General features: G+C 36.1%; 12 protein-coding genes and 1 rRNA gene. 9 read left to right on the top strand and 4 right to left on the bottom strand.

Features of this window, described 5'->3' with window-relative positions; translation table 11 throughout:
- Window positions 1-6: 6 nt before the first annotated feature.
- The 4 genes from O4O04_RS16255 to O4O04_RS16240 all read left to right on the top strand — a co-directional run bounded on the left by O4O04_RS16255 (window position 7) and on the right by O4O04_RS16240 (window position 5276).
- Entirely contained in the window at window positions 7-1434 is a 1428-nt protein-coding gene (locus O4O04_RS16255) for a hydrogenase large subunit (RefSeq protein WP_272532836.1), read from the top strand.
- A complete protein-coding gene (locus O4O04_RS16250) occupies window positions 1431-2381 on the top strand; it encodes a 4Fe-4S binding protein (protein WP_272532835.1) in 951 nt (316 codons plus the stop codon). Before O4O04_RS16255 ends, O4O04_RS16250 begins: the two co-directional genes overlap by 4 nt.
- A complete protein-coding gene (locus tag O4O04_RS16245; RefSeq protein WP_272532834.1) occupies window positions 2378-3970 on the top strand; it encodes a SulP family inorganic anion transporter in 1593 nt (530 codons plus the stop codon). The genes O4O04_RS16250 and O4O04_RS16245 overlap by 4 nt, the downstream gene beginning before the upstream one ends.
- 67 nt (window positions 3971-4037) lie before the next feature.
- On the top strand, window positions 4038-5276 hold the full coding sequence (locus O4O04_RS16240; RefSeq protein ID WP_272532833.1) for an adenylate/guanylate cyclase domain-containing protein: 1239 nt from the start codon (window positions 4038-4040) through the stop codon (window positions 5274-5276).
- A 45-nt stretch (window positions 5277-5321) separates the two neighbouring features.
- Here O4O04_RS16240 and O4O04_RS16235 read toward each other — a convergent pair whose 3' ends face one another.
- A complete protein-coding gene (locus tag O4O04_RS16235) occupies window positions 5322-6164 on the bottom strand; it encodes an HDOD domain-containing protein (protein ID WP_272532832.1) in 843 nt (280 codons plus the stop codon).
- Between the two features lie 46 nt (window positions 6165-6210).
- A complete protein-coding gene (locus O4O04_RS16230; protein WP_272532831.1) occupies window positions 6211-7332 on the bottom strand; it encodes a SpoIID/LytB domain-containing protein in 1122 nt (373 codons plus the stop codon).
- A 71-nt stretch (window positions 7333-7403) separates the two neighbouring features.
- Between O4O04_RS16230 and O4O04_RS16225 the strand changes: the two genes are divergently transcribed.
- Window positions 7404-8858, top strand: a complete 1455-nt coding sequence (locus O4O04_RS16225; RefSeq protein WP_272532830.1) for an HDOD domain-containing protein — start codon at window positions 7404-7406, stop codon at window positions 8856-8858.
- Here O4O04_RS16225 and O4O04_RS16220 read toward each other — a convergent pair.
- A complete protein-coding gene (locus O4O04_RS16220) occupies window positions 8841-11363 on the bottom strand; it encodes a TonB-dependent receptor family protein (protein WP_272532829.1) in 2523 nt (840 codons plus the stop codon). The genes O4O04_RS16225 and O4O04_RS16220 overlap by 18 nt on opposite strands.
- Window positions 11364-11494: 131 nt before the next feature.
- Complete coding sequence (locus tag O4O04_RS16215) at window positions 11495-12865, bottom strand: class I SAM-dependent RNA methyltransferase (protein ID WP_272532828.1); 1371 nt, start codon at window positions 12863-12865, stop codon at window positions 11495-11497.
- Between the two features lie 45 nt (window positions 12866-12910).
- On the opposite strand from O4O04_RS16215, the gene O4O04_RS16210 reads away from it, so the two are divergent.
- The 4 genes from O4O04_RS16210 (at window position 12911) to O4O04_RS16195 (ending at window position 21330) form a co-directional block, all read left to right on the top strand.
- A complete protein-coding gene (locus tag O4O04_RS16210; RefSeq protein ID WP_272532827.1) occupies window positions 12911-13741 on the top strand; it encodes an ABC transporter ATP-binding protein in 831 nt (276 codons plus the stop codon).
- Between the two features lie 23 nt (window positions 13742-13764).
- Entirely contained in the window at window positions 13765-14529 is a 765-nt protein-coding gene (locus O4O04_RS16205; RefSeq protein ID WP_272532826.1) for an ABC transporter permease, read from the top strand.
- A gap of 81 nt (window positions 14530-14610) precedes the next feature.
- Window positions 14611-14727 (top strand): 5S ribosomal RNA (gene rrf / locus O4O04_RS16200).
- Window positions 14728-15972: 1245 nt separating this feature from the next.
- Window positions 15973-21330, top strand: a complete 5358-nt coding sequence (locus O4O04_RS16195; protein WP_272532825.1) for an LA_1737 family protein — start codon at window positions 15973-15975, stop codon at window positions 21328-21330.
- The last annotated feature ends 4 nt before the right edge of the window (window positions 21331-21334 follow it).

Here is a 21334-nt window from a genome sequence, read left to right as displayed (position 1 = left end):
ATCAATATGAGCAAACAAGTAATCGTTGGTTTTTTTGAGGATAGAATGTATCGATTTGATTCGATCAAAATTCACGAAGAAGAGAATCTCCTTCCTTGGGAATCATACCTTGCAAATACTATGGCTCCAATTTCTCTGCTTCGTTTCAATTTCGGGATCAATCGAACAGAAGACTTTTCGGGTATCGACCTATCTACTCTAAGATCATATTCTCGAAAGGATCAATTGAAGGTGTTCTATGATAGAGAATTGGGGCTCAAAGATATAAATTATTCTGGAATAAACTTAAATGTTCCTGAAGATCACTATACTCATGAAGTAGGACCAATTCATGCTGGAGTAATTGAACCGGGTCATTTTCGTTTTATAGTAAAAGGGGATCATATTCAGTCTCTGATGATTCGATTGGGTTTTCAGCATCGCAAAATTTTGACAAATTTAAATGGGCTCAATTTTATAAAAGCAATGCCTATTATTTCAGGCATTGCCTTGGATACAACAACGGCTTATAGTATTTGCTTTGCTCGGTGTTTAGAAAATCTTTTGGATTTTAAAATTACTCGAGATGAAGAATTGTACAGACTGATTCTTTTGGAAACCGAACGAATCGCCTGCAATATTGGAGAGATTGGCGGAATTGCTGGAGACATTGGATACTATCCTCTGCTAGCCGTTTGTTCTACTGAGCGAGGATTTCCTCTAGGTTGGATGGAATTCTTGACGGGTTCACGGTTTGGTAGAATGGCTATTCGTCCGTTTCATTCAAGGATACAAAATGTACCTTCAAAGAATGATATAGATTCATGGATTCCCAATTGGTCTCGTTGGTTAGAAAAAGTTTCTAAATCTATGAATCAAGCTGTGAACAACAGTACAATACGTGAACGTATGCAAAATGTGGGAACTGTATCTCACGAGAGCGCTTTAGAATTGGGCTTGAGTGGTATTGTAGCAAGAGCAAGTGGAACCAATATTGATACTAGGTTAGATGATCCATTATATAAAGAACTTGCTCCTCACTATTTTTCTTCGAGTGAATTTCGACTCACAGGTGATGTGTGGTCTCGCTTTCTTTTACGAATTCAAGATGTAGAACGCTCTGTTGCATTAATACAAAATGCGATAGCGAGCATAAATTGGGAGAATATAAAATCAAATGAGAACCAATATGGACAGACCAACAAATCAATTCTCGAAGCAAAAAAAATTCCAGAGTCTGGTTCTATAAGTTATGGTTACGCGGAGTCTTTTCGAGGGAATCTTCTTATGGCTTTTCGCTGGAATCGTCATTACGAAATTCAATCGTCATACATCCGTGACCCTTCTGTTCTAAACTGGCATGCTCTGGAAATTGCAACACAAAATCAGCTAGTTAGTGATTTTCCTTTGATCAATAAATCATTCAATCTTAGTTATGCGGGAGTGGACTTATGAGCTTGTTATTAGAAACTTTTTTGAATTTGATTCGAAAACCTGTAACCAGAGTTGAAAAGGATTTCTTTCTTCCAGCAAATCATAATCTGGAATCAACTCCTCTTGTTCAAGCACCCATAGCCAAATTTGCTAGAGGGATACCGGCTTTTATAGGGAATAATTATAAAGATCTAAAACTGAATGCTGATAAGGAACTGAAGGAAATCATAGGAAATCCAGGGAAGAATAGTTGGGTTAGCTGTAAAGAATGTTCAATCTGTGCCGAAGTTTGTCCAACAAATGCGATTCGATCAGATGAAATTAATTTACAAATTGACTATGGGGCTTGTCTTCAATGCGGACTTTGCGTGGATGAATGTCCTAGCAAGAATCTAGTAAATTCGGGATTCGTGGATGTTTACTCTGACAATCGTTCAGAATTAGTAGTTGATTATAATAAAGAAAAATTTGAGCCGAGTTTTCATTCAGAGAATTCTTCCGATTCCGAATACTTAGAATTTAAGGAAAAGATTGGAAATAAAGGATTTAATTTTCGAGAGGTTTGTGCAGGTTCAAATACAGGAGTAGAATGGGAGTTAGGTGCATGCTATAATAACGTGTTTGATATGGAGAGTATTGGAGTGAGAGCCGTTGCTTCCCCCAAGCATGCAGATGTTCTCCTAATTGCAGGTTCTATGACGGATGCAATGATCAAGCCCAGTAAATTGGCTTGGGATACGATGCCAAGTCCCAAATTAATTGTCGCTATAGGAACTGACGCAGTTCAATCTGCGAGCCAAAATACGGAAATGTATCCACATACACCTGGGTATTGGATAGCAGGTGATCCTCCAAGACCTGATACCATAGTTCGTGCATTTCGAACTCTCATGGGGCGGAGTCATTTTAAATTTCGTTTGGCATGGCATTCGTATTTACAAGAAAAAAATAAGGAATTATCAAAATGAATTTTCAATCTATAATTAATGATCTGAAGAAATATGGCAGAACGGACATTATGTCCGGATTTATTGTTTTCTTGATTGCGTTGCCACTTTGTGTGGGAATCGCTGTTGCAAGCGGTGCACCACCAACTTCTGGTTTAATTGCTGGAATCATAGGAGGAATTGTTGCGTCCATTTTTGGTGGCAGCTATGTTACTATCAATGGTCCGGCAGCGGGACTGATCGTAATTGTGCTTGGCGCAATAGATGGATTAGGTGATGGCAATAATTTATTGGGTTTTAAGAGGATGCTTGCTTGCTTGGTAGTCGTCGGTGTTCTTCAAATATTGATGGGGATCTGGAAGAAGGGATTCTTGGGAAGATTGTTTCCCGCATCCGTAATACACGGAATGATGACAGCAATTGGAATAATCATAATTTCCAAACAAATATATATACTAACTGGAGCGACTCCTCATTCTAAAACTCCTTGGGAATTGATTTTGGAAATACCCAATGGCATAGCATCTCTCAATCCAGAAATTTTCCTCATTGGAGGAAGTGCAATGCTTGTATTGATTTTTTTCCAAATCTCGAAATGGAAATTTATGAAAAAACTTCCAGCTCCTTTATTTGCAGTGTTGATCGGAATTCTTTTGGAAGAGTTTTTCCATCTTAGAACCAATCAAGTTTATACTTTTATGGGAACGGAATATACGGTTGGACCAAAGTTTCTTGTTCAGATTCCAGATTCACTTTCTTCTGCAATCATTTTCCCTGATTTTTCTGTTATCAATCGATTCGAATTCTGGTTTCATACTGGAATGATTTTCTTTATTGCAAGTCTTGAATCCTTGTTGAGTGCTCAGGCAGTTGATCAGTTAGATCCGCTGCAACGCAGAACTGATATGGACAAAGAGTTGATTGGAAAAGGTATCGCAAATACACTATTAGGTGCCATTGGTGGATTTCCAATCATTGCAGAAATTGTAAGAAGTAAAGCCAATATTGAAAATGGTGGAAGATCAATTTGGTCCAATTTTTTTCATGGTATCTTTCTCTTAGTTTTTCTCTTGCTCATTCCAGATTTGTTGAGATTGATTCCCATGGCTTCTCTTGCAGCTATATTGGTATTGATTGGATGGAGACTCGCTTCGCATAAAGAATTCATACATATTTATAAAAAGGGTCCAGAGCAATTGATTGTATTTATAACAACAATTGCTTTTACCTTAGTTGTAGATTTATTGTTTGGAATTCTCATGGGAATTCTAGTAAAAATTTTAATCCAAGTTATTTCTGGTGTTAATGTAAAACAGATTTTTACATTAGATTGGAGCTATTCCAATAAAGAGTCTTGGACGATACGTTCTCCATTGCTTTTTTCCAATTCGTTTGGTTTTTTGAAATCTTTGGAAGAGGAATCTCAGAATGGAAATAATAAATTTACTTTGGATTTCAATCAATGCAATTATATAGATCATACTTCAATGGAAGCGATCTATGCAATAATCAATCGTTGCGAACAGTCAGGAGTAAATTTTGATATTATATGGGGCAATTTGAACCAAAATACGGAATACAAAACGTCCGTGCGTAGACATTCCAAATGATAAGACCTTTGTTGCATAATCTTTAGGACTTGAGAATTTTGTCCAAAAGCTATAAGTAGGCAAGCGGATGGACAATATTGGACTGAGCGAAGAGAAGATCGCGATTTTATTCGGCGAACCCGATGATAAGTTTAGCAAGATTTTACAAGACTTGTTGTCAAAATGGTTTGAAGGATATGCGGAAGTTACTCGAAGAACTCAATATAAAAATTTCCAAGAGGAAATCAATCGACACAATTACGATTTGGTAATTCTCAGTTCTAATTTTGCCAATCAAGATTTAAGTGAGAATGATCTTCTAGAAGAAGTTTTCGAAATCATTGGATCTGGTGGAGAGACACCGCTAGTCTATTTTACGGATACGAAAGATCATTCATTTATTGTTGATGTATTCAAGCAAGGTGTCACTGATGTTTTCTCTATAACAGAAATTATAGAAGATTTGATGGAATTCAGATTTCGAAATATCTTGAGAGATGTTTATAGAAATAAAATTCTAGAAAAACAAATGCGCGAATCTATAACTCGATTTCAGAGTATTTATGGTATGTCTCTTGGCGAGATTGAAGATTTAAATAGTTTAGTTCAGAAAATGAAGATGGAACTAGAAAAAGAATTTCAGAATAAGCTGAATTTAGAAAATGAAAAGAAGAAAATGCAATCAATTTTTGGTATGTATGTTGATCCACAAGTTGTAACATCCATTTTGTCAAATAATTTCAGCTTGGATCAAAAAGGGCAGAGTCAAGAAGTCACCGTACTTTTTACCGATATTCGTGGGTATACTTCTCTTTCTGAGAAACTTGCACCAGAACAAGTGATTTCTTTTCTAAACGAATATTTCACATCACTTACGGAAGTGATATTAGGCTATAACGGAATGGTAGATAAATATATCGGAGATTCCATCATGTGTCTGTTTGGTGCTCCTATTTACAAATCAACACATAGGGAAGATGCCATTGATACGGCAATCGAGATGCAATCTGTTTTTGATTTATGGGTTCCAAAATGGGAAGAAATATATGGATTTAGACCGTCAATTGGAATCGGAATAGCCTCAGGGATCGCTGTGGTTGGAAATGTTGGTTCATTCCAAAAGCTATCGTATACAGCTGTTGGAGATACAGTGAATATGGCTTCTCGACTTGAATCCTTAGCAAAACCTGGTGAAGTTTTGGTGTCAGAAGATTTTTACAATGATTTAAGTGATGAACACAAGAAGAAATATAGTTTTGAATCGTTCGATGACATATCAATCAAAGGAAAAGAAGGTCTTCATAAAATTTATAAGGTAAAAGAATAGGATTAGCAAATAAATAATTTGTTAATCTATTGATCAAACGATTGATTATAAACCCGAACAGAATTTGAAAAGGTCATGATCGTTAAGTCTTGTAGCAAAACTCATAGGATAACCTTTCATTTTATCTTCTGGTAGTGCAAAATGTTTGTAGTATTGCTCATATGATTCTGCGATCTGCGGAGTCTTTTTGCCAAATCCAGCAAGCTTGACGATTGTTCCTGCAAAATTGATGATTTGAATATACAATTCTTGCTCTTGCACAGGAAGGTTCCTTTGGCGAATCACTTCAATAATCGGAGTTGGCAGCTTCCACAATTCGCCAGCAGCAACTCCCATCTCAACATTATCAACGCCAAATAATTCAATTTCAATTTCTTCAATTGATTTCTCGGATTCAATGTAATTGGTTAGAACTTCGATGTAGCGAGTTCGATCAACTGTATTAAGAACAATTTTGCCAAGGTCTTGCATGAGTCCGCCAATCAAAGCAAACTCACCTTCTTTCTTGAGTTTTAGATCTTCGCATAAAAATTGTGCAACAATTCCTTTTGCAACAGAATGTTGCCAGACTTCATCTTTGAATTTTTTATAATTACCTTTTTGAAAAATTGAGTCTGACATAGCCATTGCAATCATCGATCGCACAGTCTTGAATCCAAGACGTGTGATGATTTGTTTCATATTCGTAACTGGATTGCCGCGACTAAAAAACGGAGTGTTAGCGAGCTTGAGAAGACGAGCCGATAGAACCTGATCGGAACCGACCATGTTCTCAAGCTTACCAAAAGACAATTCATTGTTGTCACTCAGTGACAGAACAGAGATTAGAACAGGAGGAATGATCGTCAGATCTTGAATCGATTCTAAATATTTACTTACATTGATCATTAGAAAGTCAATTCTGTAAATGATCTATAAATCGTAAACCAATAACTCACTCGACCATGTTTGCGAGGTCTGCACCTTTATAGTAATGTCTTAGGATATTTCTATAGTTGATATTATCCTTTGCCATTCCATGTGCTCCCCATTGGCTTAATCCAACTCCATGTCCAAATCCTAGACCCTTTATAAAGAAACGATCCGATTCTTTTTTAATTCCAAATTTCAGTGACTTAACTTTATCGTAACCGAGCATTTTACGAAAATCTACACCTTTCACCTTGCGAGAACCTTTCTCACCTATCACTTCTAGCAACTCCACACGCTGTGAAAGATTCCTACCAAGTACATTAATACTTTCGATTCGTCCAAGTCCAATGCTTGCGAGAGATCGGTTCATACTATCAATTGGCACATCTAGTTGCCAAGAGTAATTGGATGCGTACTGATCGTATTCTGATTCTACATGATCAAGGTAGGGAAGATTTTTACCACCCCAAACATTCTCAGGTCTCTCCGTATAACCGCCAGCATTCGAATGAAAGAAAGCGTGAATCGGTTCATCTTTATAAATTAGAATTGTTCCTTGAGTATCTTCAACTGCCTTTGTTGTTCTAGGATGTTCTTTTCCAACACCACCATATACTTGACTAGAGGTTGATGTATCAACATCGTAAGGTTGATTTTTCTTGTTTAACATTTCTCGTATAACAAAAGTTCGCGCACATACTGCTTGTGCTTTTAGAGCTTCTTCTGGCCAAGAGTTTGGCATTTCGGATGGGACTACAGCCAATAAATATTTTTCCAGAGGAACAATATTTAGGACATATGCGTCTCCATCGTTTGGATCAATCCAGATTTCTCCTCTATAAGAAATGTTCTTATAGGTAAAAGTTCCTGATTCTGGTTTGATTCGAATTTTGGCTTTGAGAGACCTTGGATTGATCTGAAGAATGTCGATTGATTTCTTGATCAGAAGATCGTTCACGTCGTACACTTGAATCATTCCTTCGCTTGTGATACGAGTCTCATCTCCTGCCTTGCCAAGAAAAACGCGAACTGAATTAGAACTATCAAATTCCTTTGGGGGTTTCCACGTCTCAGTTACAAAACCGGCACAATTTCCCAAAATGAGTAGTAAGATTAGATTGAAGAATAAAGAGTAAGACCTCATAGTATGAATTTCGGGGCTTTTTCATTTTTCTTTGAATATTTATCTGCTCCGAACGAGGAATCTTTTCTTTTATGAAGACATTGTTGGAACTATCTGGGGATTTATCTCAAAATCAATCGGTTTCCATCCGCTTCACGGCATTTGAACCTATGCACGAAGAGATTATTCTCACTCTACTTGGCCAAACCTTAGCCGAATACCATCTAAACTATCTCGAAAATATTGTAGCTACAGTTCTAAATGAACTCATCAACAATTCATCTAAGGCAAATCTAAAGAGAGTCTATTTCCAACGAGAAACGATGAATATCCATAATAGCGACGACTACGAAAGGTTGATCAATACATTTAAGGAAGAGGCAGTCGTCAAAATCAAGGAATTCAAAAATATCTTAGAAAAAGAAAGTATGTATGTTGAATTCGGATTGGATATCGAGCAAAAAGGAATTCGCCTTCATGTATCCAATAATGTTGAGATGACAGAGGAAGAGAAACTCAGAGCAAGCGAGAGAATTCAAAATGCTTCCAATCTAAGTACAATGGCTGAAGCATTTGAGATATTTGGAAGTGATGAAGAAGGTGCTGGCTTGGGTATAGTTTTGAATATTCAATTATTGAAAAATGCTGGAATTGCCGCGAATAATTTTATTATTGAATCCAAAAATGGAATCACACGGTCGGAATTATTTATACCTTTTTCGATCCGCCGACCAGAAAGTCTAGAGAAGATCCACAATCGTGTCATGGAAGAAGTAACGGTTATGCCAGTTTTTTCTCAGGACATTCAAGCCTTATTATCATATATTCAAAGTAATGATTATAAAAAGGAAAAAGTTATAGAATTTTTGGAACGAGATCCTGGTCTTACAGCTGAGATTCTGAGAGAAGCGAATATTTTTTCTGAGAAGAAAATTCAATTCGATTCATTATCAGTAGCAATTGAATCTCTTGGACAAGATGGTGTTTATCAAGCGATTGCTGCATCATCAACTCGAAAAATTTTAGAAAATAGATATAATGATTTTAAATTATTCTGGGATATCTCAAGAAAATGCGCTTATTATGCAAGACAACTCGGAATTATATTGAGTCCGACTGTTTCTCTGGAACGTTTGTATTTGGCTGGAATGTTTCATAATCTAGGTAAATTAATTATTTATTCTTTGCATCCAGAACTTGTTCAATCCATATCTAACACGACTTTAGAAGAAATTCACATGGGTGTATCGAATGCACAAGTTGGGGCAATGGTCGCTGAGAAGTGGGGATACTCTGTTGAGTTGGTATCCTTAATTAAGAATTATCCTCGTCCACTCTCTAGCCCCATTGAAATTCGTTTAGAAGCTGGAATTCTACATATAAGTGAATATCTAATTAAGAAGGAAAAAGAGCGAGAGAAGTTTATCTACTTGGATGTGAATTGTCTACCGCTGCTAGGTATCAAAGATAAAACTCAGTTGGAATTGATTCACCAAGATTTGATAAACCAATTCCAATCTTTGAACGACTTAGAGATACAAGCTTAAACCAAGATTCACCTGTCTAAAAGGACCTGGTTGAATTCCTTCTGGCAATCTCGAAGATATGTATTTGCGATCCAGAATATTTTTTGCAACCAAGAAAATCGACCAAGTTTCTTTTTGAAGTCCAATCGAAATATGAACCAATTCATGAGCAGGAATGACTCCGTTCAATCCGTTCGCATCGGAGGCATAACCTAGATAGGTTCCTGTTCTTGCTATATCGGAACTAGCTGCAGCATAGCGGTCATAACCATAGAAAGTATTTGTATTTTCTAAATCATGGTATTGCTTGGAAAAGTATTGCCACTCTCCACGAACATAGAATCCGTTAGGTGCTTTAGTTCCAAGAGAAATGGACACAACATCTCTCGAAACATAAGGCAACATATTTCCATTTGTATCTACTTGCTGCCTAGGATCTAGATTTCCATCCAACAAGGCTTTTAAGTTATATGTATACTGATTCGATTTTGCTTCATTTCTTGAATAGATTACTTCAAAAGGAATATCCCATTTGATTCCATTGAATTTTCCAAAATCAAAAACCATATCTACTTCCACACCTTTGTGGATGCTACGACCGGCATTGACAGGTCTGGATCCGAAATTTCCACCTGCAGCTGAAGAGTTTATAATTTGATCATTAAAATCCAGCATATATCCTGTTAGTTGAACTTGATAGTATTTGGTAAGTTTTCCCCGAACGCCAGACTCATAATTCCAAGATGTTTCGGGCTTAAGTGCGATGTCTTCTCCATCTGGACTTATTGCGGATTCGTATCTTGCTGGCGCGAATCCTTTATGGACTCCAGCAAACCAAGTAAAATCACGAGTGATATCGTAAGTGGTTCCGAATCCAGGTATTACGACAGAAGTTTGATTTTTACCTTCTCGGTCAATTTGCGCAACCGTATTCCCAGATACTGCAAAAGTATCAGGATTGAAATTGGCTCTTCTGCGTCGGATCAGTCTTGTCTGCGAAATAGTCTCGTGACGAACACCTGGGATAATTGCAAAGCGATCGGTGATTCCAATTCTATCTTGAATAAACACGGCAAGTGCCTTTGCCTGTCTCACTTCATCATCACGAAGTTCTCCAGATTTTGCTAAGCTATATGGCGAAGAGATTAGAGTTGGAGTCCGACTTAGATCATTATTTGGCCAGATCGCATAATCAGGAGTTAGCGGTCCAGTCAAAAGTTGTGCTTCAGCATAATCGTAGTGGTAACGAGCTCCCATATCAATCTGATGGTTCATGGAGAGCAGATCAAAATCCAATTCCAATTTTGTCTCAAGACCCAAAGATCGATATCTTCGATTACGAAAGGCATTGGCTCCGCGCATCCATACAGTGTCACCGACGCGATCTCCATATGGTTCTGAATCATATTCAGCTACGGTATCGGATGGTTTTCTCTCACCAAGTCTGACATTACGGCTGTAGTTTTGTCTTGCCCAATTTCGTTTTGTTTGATTCGCGTAGAATTTTGTGACAACTCTTGCTTTATCTGATATAGTATATTCATGACCCAAAACAGTTTGGTATCTTTCGATTTCGCGAACATCTTGTTCAGCAGCATTGAATTTTGGGTTGTTCCAAAATTGCGCTGTTGTTTGACCAATATAAGTTATGTTAGCTTCTTGTTGATGCATTCCAATCTTGGTTGTGAATGCATGCTTCTCATTCAATTGCGTGATAGTCTTAAGGTTTACTTCATTGACAAAAAATGATTGATGATCTCTAAATCCGTCTCCTTGTTTTCTAAGAACAGATATGTCGAAACCAGTATTGCCAAATGTTCCACCGTAAGCGAGGTATTGTGAGAAGTATCCATTCTCTCCGCCAATTGTAGTAGATGTCAGAGTGGGTTCAATGGGTGGTCTTCGAGTGACAAAATTCACAACTCCACCAATAGTCGATGGCCCAAATAAAATGGAACCCGAACCTTTAACGACTTCAATCCTTTCCATTCTTTCTATAGAAGGTACGTAATACATTTCAGGCTCGCCATAAGGATTGAGGGAGACAGGGACACCATCTTCAAGAACCAATACTTTTCTGGAAACCTCGCTACTAATTCCTCGAAAGCCTAGGTTCAAAGTTAAACCTGCTGGATCTTGGTATCGGATCGAAGAGCCTGGAATTCTTCGCATAACTTCTGTTGCATCAGTGGGTCGATTCTGATCAAGAAATTCTTTACCAACAATTGTTGCCGATCCAGGTATTCTTTTGAGATCTCCCTTTTTGTTGCCGATCACCTGTATCTCAGTTCGAGACCATTTTTTATTTTCTTCCGAGTCCTCGACTTCACTGGAACTTTCTTCAACTGCAGATTCTTTTCCTTCATTATCTGAAGTTTTTTCTTTTGATGAATTTTCTAAATTTCCATCTTTGCTGGTTTTAGAATCTTCCGAAGGCGCAGTCGTTTGATTGTTGGTTGGTTGAGCGAAAATCGAATAGGATATCACCGAAAAAAGTATGATAGTAATAAATTGTAGTCTTTTCATAAATTTTATTTATACGCAACCATACCTTGGTCGGGGACATTTGAGTCAAACGAAAATGAGAATGATAATCAGTAAAGTTCACTTTCTATCAAGTTTCTATGATTTGAAGCGAACTGTCTCAATTCCTGGGTTTAAAATCGTCCGATTGGGGCTTTTTTCTCCAAGAGAAGTACGGATTCAAGATGCGGAGTATGAGGGTAGGGATCAGTAATCAAGATGGATTTTGGAGAATAATTTTTTCCAAGGCTTGTCATGAGTTCTTCCCATTGGCGAATTGGATTGCAAGAAACATATGCAATCTTTTGAATTCCGGAATCTGCAATCCAATCGAGAACTGTGCTACCAGCTCCATTTCTTGGCGGATCCAAAATGAGAAAACTATCTTCCGCTTTCCATCCGAGATCAACGAATGATTGTTGAAATTTCGCGAGAGATTTTTTTTGGAAAAGGTCCATAGTATCAAAATGGATTTGATTCATAGGAAATTTATTGCTTACCAATTCCCGTGCAATTTGTACGGAATGGTCATTGACTTCCCAGCCACCAATTTTGCTAAAATGCTCTCCAAACAATAATGAGAAAAATCCTCCACCACAGAATAAATCCAAAAGATTGCTAGCCTTAGATTCGATAATCCAATGATCAATCGCATCTATGATCGGTTCAAATTGTACGGGATTCGGCTGAAAAAAAGAATCAAAAGGAACTTGAAAAGTTTTGTTCCGGAGCTTTTCGCGATAAAAACTTTCTCCTTTTATAACTCGGTAACTTCCCGTCGCAGAGACCTCTGATTTTCTTAAGTTATAACAGAAGATAATATGATCTGCAGTTGAATTATCAATTAACCAAGATTCAAGATTTTTCTCAATTGTTGAGTTTCTAAAATCTTGATCTAAAGTAAATATGGACATGGTCTCGGATGAATTGATTCCGTATCGAAGTGTGACGTACTTGAGACAGCCGCTAAGTGACCTTCTATCTAGCGGCAGTTCAGGAGTCTTCTGAATATATTCGCGAATAATTTTCCATTCATTGTCGGCCCATTCCGATTGGATTTCGCAAGAATCAATATCTATCACTTTGCGGAAATTTCCTGCTTCTCGTAATCCGCAAGCATGTGGAAAAACCGAAAAGTCCATTCTATTGCGATATCTATAAATTTCCTTTGCGGGAACAAGGTTTGCCTCTAAGTCCCAATGTTCAAGATAGAGATTTTTTAATTCGGAAGTTTGTAGTGCAAATTGTTCGCTATAAGGAATATGTTGTCCACTGCATCCACCACATTTAGTGAAATACTTACATCTAACAGAGCTATGGTCGGAATTTATTTTATGCTCAATCAACTCAATCCACTTTCGTTTACCACGACCGTGGAATCGAAAGCTAATCTCATCATTTGGTTTGGCATATCGAAATGAATAATTTTTGCCTCGAACATCGGCTTGTCCGGTTAAGTCTGGTGCGATAGATTCAATCGTAGCTAAAAGCGGTGTATTTTCCATAATTCTTTCTTTCCAATATTGGGAAGCGGGATTTAAAGTCAAAACATGATCGAAATGAATTCTGTGACAAAAACATTTCGCGTAAGAGAACGTGAGTCGGGAGTTGCCGCCTCCATAAAGTCCCTGTTCTTCCCGAAATACAGAAGCTTTCAGGCGGTTGATAATATCAGTTTAAAAATTTCCGAAGGCGAACTCGTTGGCTATATTGGCCAAAATGGGGCAGGAAAATCGACAACGATCAAGCTTCTTACAGGGATTCTTACTCCGGATTCGGGCTCAATTAAGATAGCTGGACTGGATCCGTCTCGTGATAGAAAGAAAAATGCATATCAAATAGGTGTGATATTTGGACAGAGAACTCAGCTTTGGTGGGATCTGCCAGTAGAAGAATCTTTTCTTCTTATAAAATCAATATATAAAATTTCTAATCGTGATTATAAGAATAATTTAGATCATTTTATTGAAATATTAGGAATGGATGATATTCTCAAAACTCCAGCACGTAAATTGTCATTGGGTCAGCGTATGAAAGCAGACTTGGCTGCGAGTCTATTGCACAATCCAAAAGTCTTATTCTTAGATGAGCCGACAATTGGACTTGACTTACTTGTGAAAGAAAAAGTGAGACAGTTTATCCGAGAAATCAATGAAAAAAATAAAGTCACAATTTTACTAACTACACATGATGTTGGGGATCTTGAGGCACTTGCTAAAAGAATCATATTGGTTGATCGAGGATCAGTGCGTTATGATGGAGACCAAGATAAATTTTATTCCATACTAAACTCAGAAAATAATTCTAATAATAATGAAGATCATTCCCAAAAGGATCTATCAACCGTGATTAAAACTCTTTATAGCCAGGAATCAATCTGAATCATTATATTCGATTTGCTTCTATGTCTTTCCAGCGTGCACTTGCCTATCGACTGGAATATTTTGTAGGTCTCGCAAATGCATTTTTGTATATTTTTATTTTTACTTCCGTATGGACAACAGTCTCAACAGATTCGCCTGAAGCCCTTGGCAATTGGACAGGTGAGACATTAATTGCATACGCAGTTTTATCAACAGTTATTAAGGTTTCAATGTTTCGAAATGATCAAATGATTCCCACCAAAATCAAAAATGGAGATATTATTTTCGATTTGTTGAAGCCGTATTACTATCCTTTAGCTTATGTATTCGATGGAATCGGTGGATCTTTATTTCAGATTTTTGCAAGATCTGGTCCATTACTGTTAATCTCGATTTTTATCTACGATTTGGATCTCTCAGGATTTCTAGATAATTTAATACTATTCTTTGCGTTTTTTGCTCTCGGTTATATTTTATTTCTTTTGGTTGGATTTGTTTTGGGTGCAATGGGTTTTTTCTTTACTGATGTTTTTGGATTTTATCTTTTGTATTTCGCATGCACAACATTGTTTTCAGGTTCTGTTGTCCCCATAGATTTGTTTCCAGAGATTCTAAAGCAGGTAACTCTCGCCACTCCATTTCCCTATTTCTTCTACTATCCAGTTTCGATCTTGATGGGAAGAATTGGAATAGTGGAATACAATAATTTACTAATGCTTTACTTTTTACAAATCTCTATTTGGGCTGGATTCTGCGTAATCAGCTACAGTTTTGGAAAGAAAAAACTGGAAATTCTGGGCGGTTAATTTTTTATTTTAGTTCAAATTTTTCGAGTAAATTTTCTATTATTGTATTGCCAAAAGGAAGCAGTCTCAGACTATGGAATTCCTGGTGATATTGGAGAGGGGGAAATACCCGTTCCCATCCCGAACACGGAAGTCAAGACCCTCATCGCCGATGGTACTATATGGTTCGCTGTATGGGAGAGTAGGGCGTTGCCAGGACAGTCATTATAAGTAATTAAAAGAAGAAGCCAACGAAAGTTGGCTTTTTTATTTCTTCGAGCGACACGAGAAGAAAATGTCTTCAGTGCTTTCTTGAGAAAGCCTGAAGACACCTCACCCATCCCTAAGCCATAGCCAAAGTACTATATGGTTCGCTGTATGACAGACTTGCGACCCGTAGGGAGCAAGGCTCGGACGTAAGACAAGCTGACAAGCGCAGTCGACGGGGGTGGAAGTTAGGGCGTTGCCAGGACAGTCATTATTTATAAAGTAAGCGCTTCGTTATGAGGCGCTTTTTTTGTGTTCAAATGCTTAGTGCGAATTGGCATCGCCCACGACTTTTCATGATGAAGTTAGGATGCGATCACGAAAGTCGTTTTCTCGCTTCCTCTGGTCGCTGCGAAATGTTGCCAGGACAGTCATTATTTATAAAGCAAGCGCTTCGTTATGAGGCGCTTTTTTTGTGTTCAGATGCTTCGTGCGAGTTGGCATCGCCCACGACTTTTCATGATGAAGTTAGGATGCGATCACGAAAGTCGCTTTCTCGCTTCCTCTGGTCGCTGCGAAATGTTGCCAGGAGATTTGTTCTTAAGAAAGCCTGAAGACACCTCACCCATCCCGAAGCCATAGCCGATCGACCCATTGATGGGTGTTCAAATTTTTTACCGTAGTCTCACCAAAAGTATGCAATTTAGTCCAATCCGCTAGAACTGAAAATTTCCTCCTGATGCTTTTGATCTTTGAATTCTTTTTTAGTATATTTGGAAATTGCTTTGGTGATAGTCCAGAAAATTAAAATTTTAATGGGGGGGCTTAAGCCCCGTCCTAGCAACCCAAGACAGAACCTATCGACTTCCGATACTTTAATTTTTCATAAAGTTATTAGATAGATCAAGTAGAATCCCAAAATTTAATTTATGCAATCTATTCTTTATTGAATCAAGCACATAGAAATTGCTATATAAAGTCTTATTTTTTGGAGCGAAAATCGAATAAGAAAATATTTTTCATAAGCATATCAAAACGAATAAGAAGGAAACTGATGGTGAGGCGAGTATTGGTTTAGGTCTTCTTTTGGTGAAGGAATCTGTAATAAAACACGGTGGAGCAATTGCAGTAGAATCTAAGATAGGCGAAAGTTCTAAGTTCATGATTGGTTAGCCTGTTCTTTAGCCAGACAGTCAAAATGTAATTGTTATAATTGCTAACAGTTAGTCCATGGTATCTGGACTAATGATGTACTTTATGAATTTATCAAATCCATTTACTAAATCGTTATTTTTATTTGCTTTTCTGATATATGCTGTTACCTCTATTGATGCCGTAGATTTCGAGGATTTGGAAGAAACTAGAGTAAAAGTTTATGGAAGTGAAAAGGATAAAAAATACCGTTTAGATGGTTTTTTCGTTGAATGGGAAAATTGGCCACGTGACAACCCGACACATAATCATTTTCATTTCTTATGGTTTGCTAATACAACGGACTATCCAAAATACAAAAAAAATCAGATCTTTCCATTTTATTATGATATTGAAAGCAAAATTGACAAAAGAAAATCCACGAATTATCTAGCACTTGCTGGCTCATCCGTAGATAAAAATGGAGAAGAATTTAAATATTTTTTCCCATTTTATTTCCAGAAAAAGAATGAAGAAAGAGGACTCGATAGTCTCACATTTTTTCCACTTTTTCATACATCTTCTATCATTAAGAATGGCTTGGAATCTTATGATTTGATTCTACCTGGATACATCTATAATTCGAGCGAAGATAAGAATAAAAAGAACAAACAGACATTATCTATTTCTCCGTTCCATATATCTTCTAAGAAGATTAAATCAGAGAATGAAGAGTCAACATTTTGGTTCCCAATCGTTCCAATTTACTATTCTTCGGAAAATTCTATAGACAAGCACAACAATTATTTCTGGTTAATTGATACGAATTTTGACAAATACCAGCAATTGATAAATCGCTTTTGGATAATTCCATTTTATTTCTATAAGCAAGCGGACTATACATATATAGTTCCATTTTACTTTCACAACACAACTACAGAGACTGGACAGTCTACAAATTCATGGTTTGGAATAATTCCTCCAATTTATCGAAGCTATTCACCAAATCATAGTAAGTTCTATCTTTTGAATTTTTACACTTCCGAATTAAATCTGAAATCAAGTAAAAATAGTTTTACAATGTTTTTTCCATTTTGGTTTCGCTCGACGAACGCTGCTGGATATTCCGAAACATTTATTCCATTTCTATTCTATAACGAAACCAATTCTGATTCTTCCTCTCATACAAACTTACTTGTTTTGTATGATCATAAAAATGACAAAGAAGGTGACTTATCAAGACTATGGATAGCGCCATTCTTTTTTTATGAAAAGGAAAATTATAAATATATAGTTCCATTTTACTTTCACAACACAACTACAGAGACTGGACAATCCGCAGACTCATGGTTTGGAATTATTCCTCCAATATATCGAAGCTATTCTCCTAATCATAGTAAATTCTATTTTTTGAATTTTTACACATCTGAATTGAATCTGCAATCAAGCAAAGATAGTTTTACAATGTTTTTTCCATTTTGGTTTCGCTCGACGAACGCAGCTGGATATTCCGAAACATTTATTCCATTTCTATACTATAATGAAACCTATACCGATTCTTCCTCTCATACGAATTTGTTGGTATTGTATGATCAAAAAAATGATAAAAAAGGTGATTTATTCAGTCTATGGATAGCACCTTTCTTTTTTTATGAAAAGGAAAATTATAATTACATAATTCCATTTTATTTTCATAACACAACTTTTGCGACAGATGAGCAATCAAACTCATGGTTTGGAATACTTCCTCCTATTTATCGAAGCTATTCGGAAAAACATAGCCTATTCTATTTACTCAATTTTTATACTTCAGAAAAAAATATTGAGACAACAAAAGATAATTTTACTATGTTTTTCCCATTTTTATTTCGTTCTTCCAATGCAGCTGGCTATTCTGAAACGTTTCTACCATTTTTATATTATAACGAAACAATTCCGAATTCATCCTCGCATACAAATGTCTTGATATTCTATGATCAAGAATTTGATGAAAACGGAGATTTGTCTAGATTATGGCTTGCCCCGATTTGTTTTTATGCAAAGGATGATTATTTTTATTTTATTCCTTTCTACTTTAGAAAAAATAAAAAGGAAGAAAACGATTTTGCCTTAGAGGCATCATTTCTCTATTATAACTATGAATCAAGTGAAGACAGTAGTAAACTTATAGGAATTTATTATGAATCGGAATCTGTTACCTCTGAAGATAAATATTATCGTAATCATATTTTCCCATTTTACTATTCTTGGTTAAATCGTTCTAATATTCCAGGTCCAGTTGAATCAACTCCAGAGTCTGGATTTTTATTTCTACCCTTTATCTATAAAAACACTACAGAAGATAATCGCAGTTTTACCAATGTATTAGGATTCATCAATTATTCAGAAGATGATCAAGATAGAATCCAGACAATAAATGTTTTACCGATTCGATTTTATAAGAGAGACTCATACAATATTTGGTTTCCATTTAGTTTCAAGATTGGTGAAGAAGCTTCAGATTCTGACGAAGGGTTACATTTTGGAACATTCTTTTATAACCGTTGGAATAAAGAATACGATAAAATGTGGATTCTCAATTACTACTCTAATGAAGATAAAGTCAATTCATATGACACTACAGTTCTATTTCCAGTTTATAATAGCTGGAAACGCGAGAAGTCAGAAGGTAAATTGGTTTTTCCTTTATATTTAGATCTGAATTTGTTCAATGAAGAGAGCAAAGTATTTGATAATTACAATATTAATATATTAGGAATTGCTACCCAATCTACCAAGGGAATATTTCAATCTGATATCCAACTGGATATAGGTAAGAAATCTAAATACTATTATCTAGATACGGATATATCGTGGCTTTATTACGCATTTCGAATATCCAATCGAATCAGCACTAAATACATTCAAGATCTATTTCCAACAAAGGAAGATTCGGAATTAGCTAAAGAAGAAATGTCTGTATTACAGTCTTCGAATCCAAGTCCAAGACTGGTTCAAAAGAAGGAATTCACTCGCGAGGATTCATATAACTTTTTCGGTCTGAATGTTTTGTTTGGGGTTTTTGGATATGAAGCCGCAGATACAAAAAGGCATATTCGTTTATTACCTCTAGCTTGGCTTACTTATGATACAATAGCAGATGATAATATTTATGCGGGTCCGTTGCCACTACCCTTTGTTTGGTATACGTCTGCAGATATTGAGTACAGAATAATTTTCCCGATTTATGGATTTCAAAAGTCAGAAGAAGCTGAAAGGCAATCTTATGGATTGTTCCTTTTTCTGCAAGAAGCGGTTTTGGAAGATAGTCGAATTGAGACTTCGATTGTATGGCCGTTAGTAAACTTTCACTCATCCGATTCAAAAAAGGGTTCCAGAATTATTCCCATCTATTGGCAGAGAACTACTTTCTCAGAAAATGAAACTTCCGATTCGACAATCGTACCATTGGGACTGACCTATATTAACCGAACAGTTCGTACCAATGGGGATGAATCAAATAATTTGTTTTCTCCATTTGTTTTTAGAAGTAAAGAGATTGAAAAAAATAAAGTTCAAAATTCTATATTTTCTCCATTCGCTCTCTTTTACTATCGAAGCGAGGCAATAGCTGAACAAGAAAATATAGGATTTTATTCTCCAATCATATTTCTTAATTCATCATATAAATCTGATGAGAATACAAAATCCAATTGGTTTCTTCCAGTTCCTTTTCTATATCATTCGAAGGATGCAAATCTTGAGTCTAGCAATTGGAATTGGTTGTTGATCGCAAATTATTCTTCGACGAAAAATCTAAACACATATTCAATATTTCCATTTGTTAATTTGAGTTTTAGTAATGGGATTGATGATAATAAAACTCTAAAAAGAAATTGGTTGTTTCCATTTTTCTATTCAAAGTCTGAAGAACTTAGAAAAGATAATACAGTTGTAAATTCGTATGACTTTTATTCTCCAATCTATATTTCGCATCAGGAAAATGGAACGGAAACTAACATTTATCCATTGCTCGGTTACTATTCCGAAATAAAACCAAATCAGAAATACTGGAATTGGATGTTTCTTCTGTCCCAGAATGAAGAGGGAAATACTAGTTCATTTTCAATTTTTCCTTTTTATAGTAGAACGAAGAGTGACTATGATCGTTTGGGACATTCTTCTTCCAAACAATGGCTTGCTCCGATATTTTATAATAAAGTTATCACGAACAAAGATGGTAATTCATTGGAGGAAAGTTTTTATAGCATATTGTATGCAAATGAAAAAAGCTATGATGGTAAAACTCAATCGCCCATCTCAAATTATACTCTCTTTCCGATAGTTTTGTTATCTTACTCGAGTTCCCAAGGAATGGAAAAATGGGACTGGTTGTTTTTTATTAGATCAAAAGTTTCCAATTTAGAATCTTCGTTTGATATTCTTCCTATCTTTCATAAAAGTACAAAGACGATTGGTTCCAATAAAGAAAACTCAAAAAATTGGTTGTTTCCTCTATATTATTACGATAAAGAAACTGATTTAAAGAATTCAGAGAATCAATCTTATTCTTTCTATTCTTTGATATACAATTCCATAAATGTAACAAATTCAACCGCACCAGAGAAGAATTCTTCGGTTAGTTTTATACCAATTCTCCCAGTTTATTATCATTCCGAGAAGGGTAATTCTGAATATTCTAATTTTCTCTATTTCATACAATGGGAGACTACTAAGCAGCAATTATCCTATCTTATCTTTTTTCCATTCTATTACAAAAATGATGAATCTTTCTCGGGAAGAGATGAGAAATATTATCATTTTATTCCCTTGTATTTCTCTAAGAAATATCAAGATGATTACGAAGCTTTGATATGTGGGTTGTATGTAGATAAGACAAAAAATTCATCTTACTATAATTTATTATTTCTCGCGGAACATGAGAGCATGCATGAAAATTCGGCTCTGACTTTCAATTTTTTGTTTAGATCAATCCATGTTCGAAGTGCGAAAGAAGCATTTGAATTATCTATACTGTATGGATTTAGCGAAATTGAAATTCTCCCTGAATCAACATCTGCAAACCTCCTTTGGATAGCTCATGAAAAAAGGGAAAAGTCATTATATCAGAACATTCTTCCTATTTATTATTATAATGATACAGAGAAAGAATCAACTTTTTGGTTAACTCCTTTACTCTACTATGTCAATAAGGATGAGAAGTCGAAGCTAGAGCATGCGGTCGCTGGATTGGTTTATTATAATAATGAAGACCTGATTACCAAAAAATCTTTAAGTAATATTCTTTTGGGAATCGTATATTATAAAACTGTAAAGCCAAAAGAAAGAGGATACATTGGTAGAGGTAGTTTATGGGGAGCCTTATGGGAATACAATACTGAAGAAGAAACAAACTATTCCAAATTCTCCATTTTGAAGATTCTCTATTCCAGGCGAGTCGATGAAGATGGGGTTACAAATCGTATTTTGTTTTTCGAGTTTTGAATCT

Source organism: Leptospira sp. GIMC2001 (genome assembly GCF_028462125.1).
GTDB lineage: Bacteria > Spirochaetota > Leptospiria > Leptospirales > Leptospiraceae.
This window is presented reverse-complemented; position numbering and strand designations above follow the sequence as displayed.

What these genes read in the sequence shown, in the direction of transcription:
- O4O04_RS16220 (WP_272532829.1), bottom strand. Translation starts at nt 11,363, where the DNA reads ATGAAAAGACTACAATTTATTACTATCATACTTTTTTCGGTGATATCC.
- O4O04_RS16245 (WP_272532834.1), top strand. Translation starts at nt 2,378, where the DNA reads ATGAATTTTCAATCTATAATTAATGATCTGAAGAAATATGGCAGAACG.
- O4O04_RS16250 (WP_272532835.1), top strand. Translation starts at nt 1,431, where the DNA reads ATGAGCTTGTTATTAGAAACTTTTTTGAATTTGATTCGAAAACCTGTA.
- O4O04_RS16205 (WP_272532826.1), top strand. Translation starts at nt 13,765, where the DNA reads ATGTCTTTCCAGCGTGCACTTGCCTATCGACTGGAATATTTTGTAGGT.
- O4O04_RS16230 (WP_272532831.1), bottom strand. Translation starts at nt 7,332, where the DNA reads ATGAGGTCTTACTCTTTATTCTTCAATCTAATCTTACTACTCATTTTG.
- O4O04_RS16255 (WP_272532836.1), top strand. Translation starts at nt 7, where the DNA reads ATGAGCAAACAAGTAATCGTTGGTTTTTTTGAGGATAGAATGTATCGA.
- O4O04_RS16215 (WP_272532828.1), bottom strand. Translation starts at nt 12,865, where the DNA reads ATGGAAAATACACCGCTTTTAGCTACGATTGAATCTATCGCACCAGAC.
- O4O04_RS16210 (WP_272532827.1), top strand. Translation starts at nt 12,911, where the DNA reads ATGATCGAAATGAATTCTGTGACAAAAACATTTCGCGTAAGAGAACGT.
- O4O04_RS16195 (WP_272532825.1), top strand. Translation starts at nt 15,973, where the DNA reads ATGAATTTATCAAATCCATTTACTAAATCGTTATTTTTATTTGCTTTT.
- O4O04_RS16225 (WP_272532830.1), top strand. Translation starts at nt 7,404, where the DNA reads ATGAAGACATTGTTGGAACTATCTGGGGATTTATCTCAAAATCAATCG.
- O4O04_RS16240 (WP_272532833.1), top strand. Translation starts at nt 4,038, where the DNA reads ATGGACAATATTGGACTGAGCGAAGAGAAGATCGCGATTTTATTCGGC.
- O4O04_RS16235 (WP_272532832.1), bottom strand. Translation starts at nt 6,164, where the DNA reads ATGATCAATGTAAGTAAATATTTAGAATCGATTCAAGATCTGACGATC.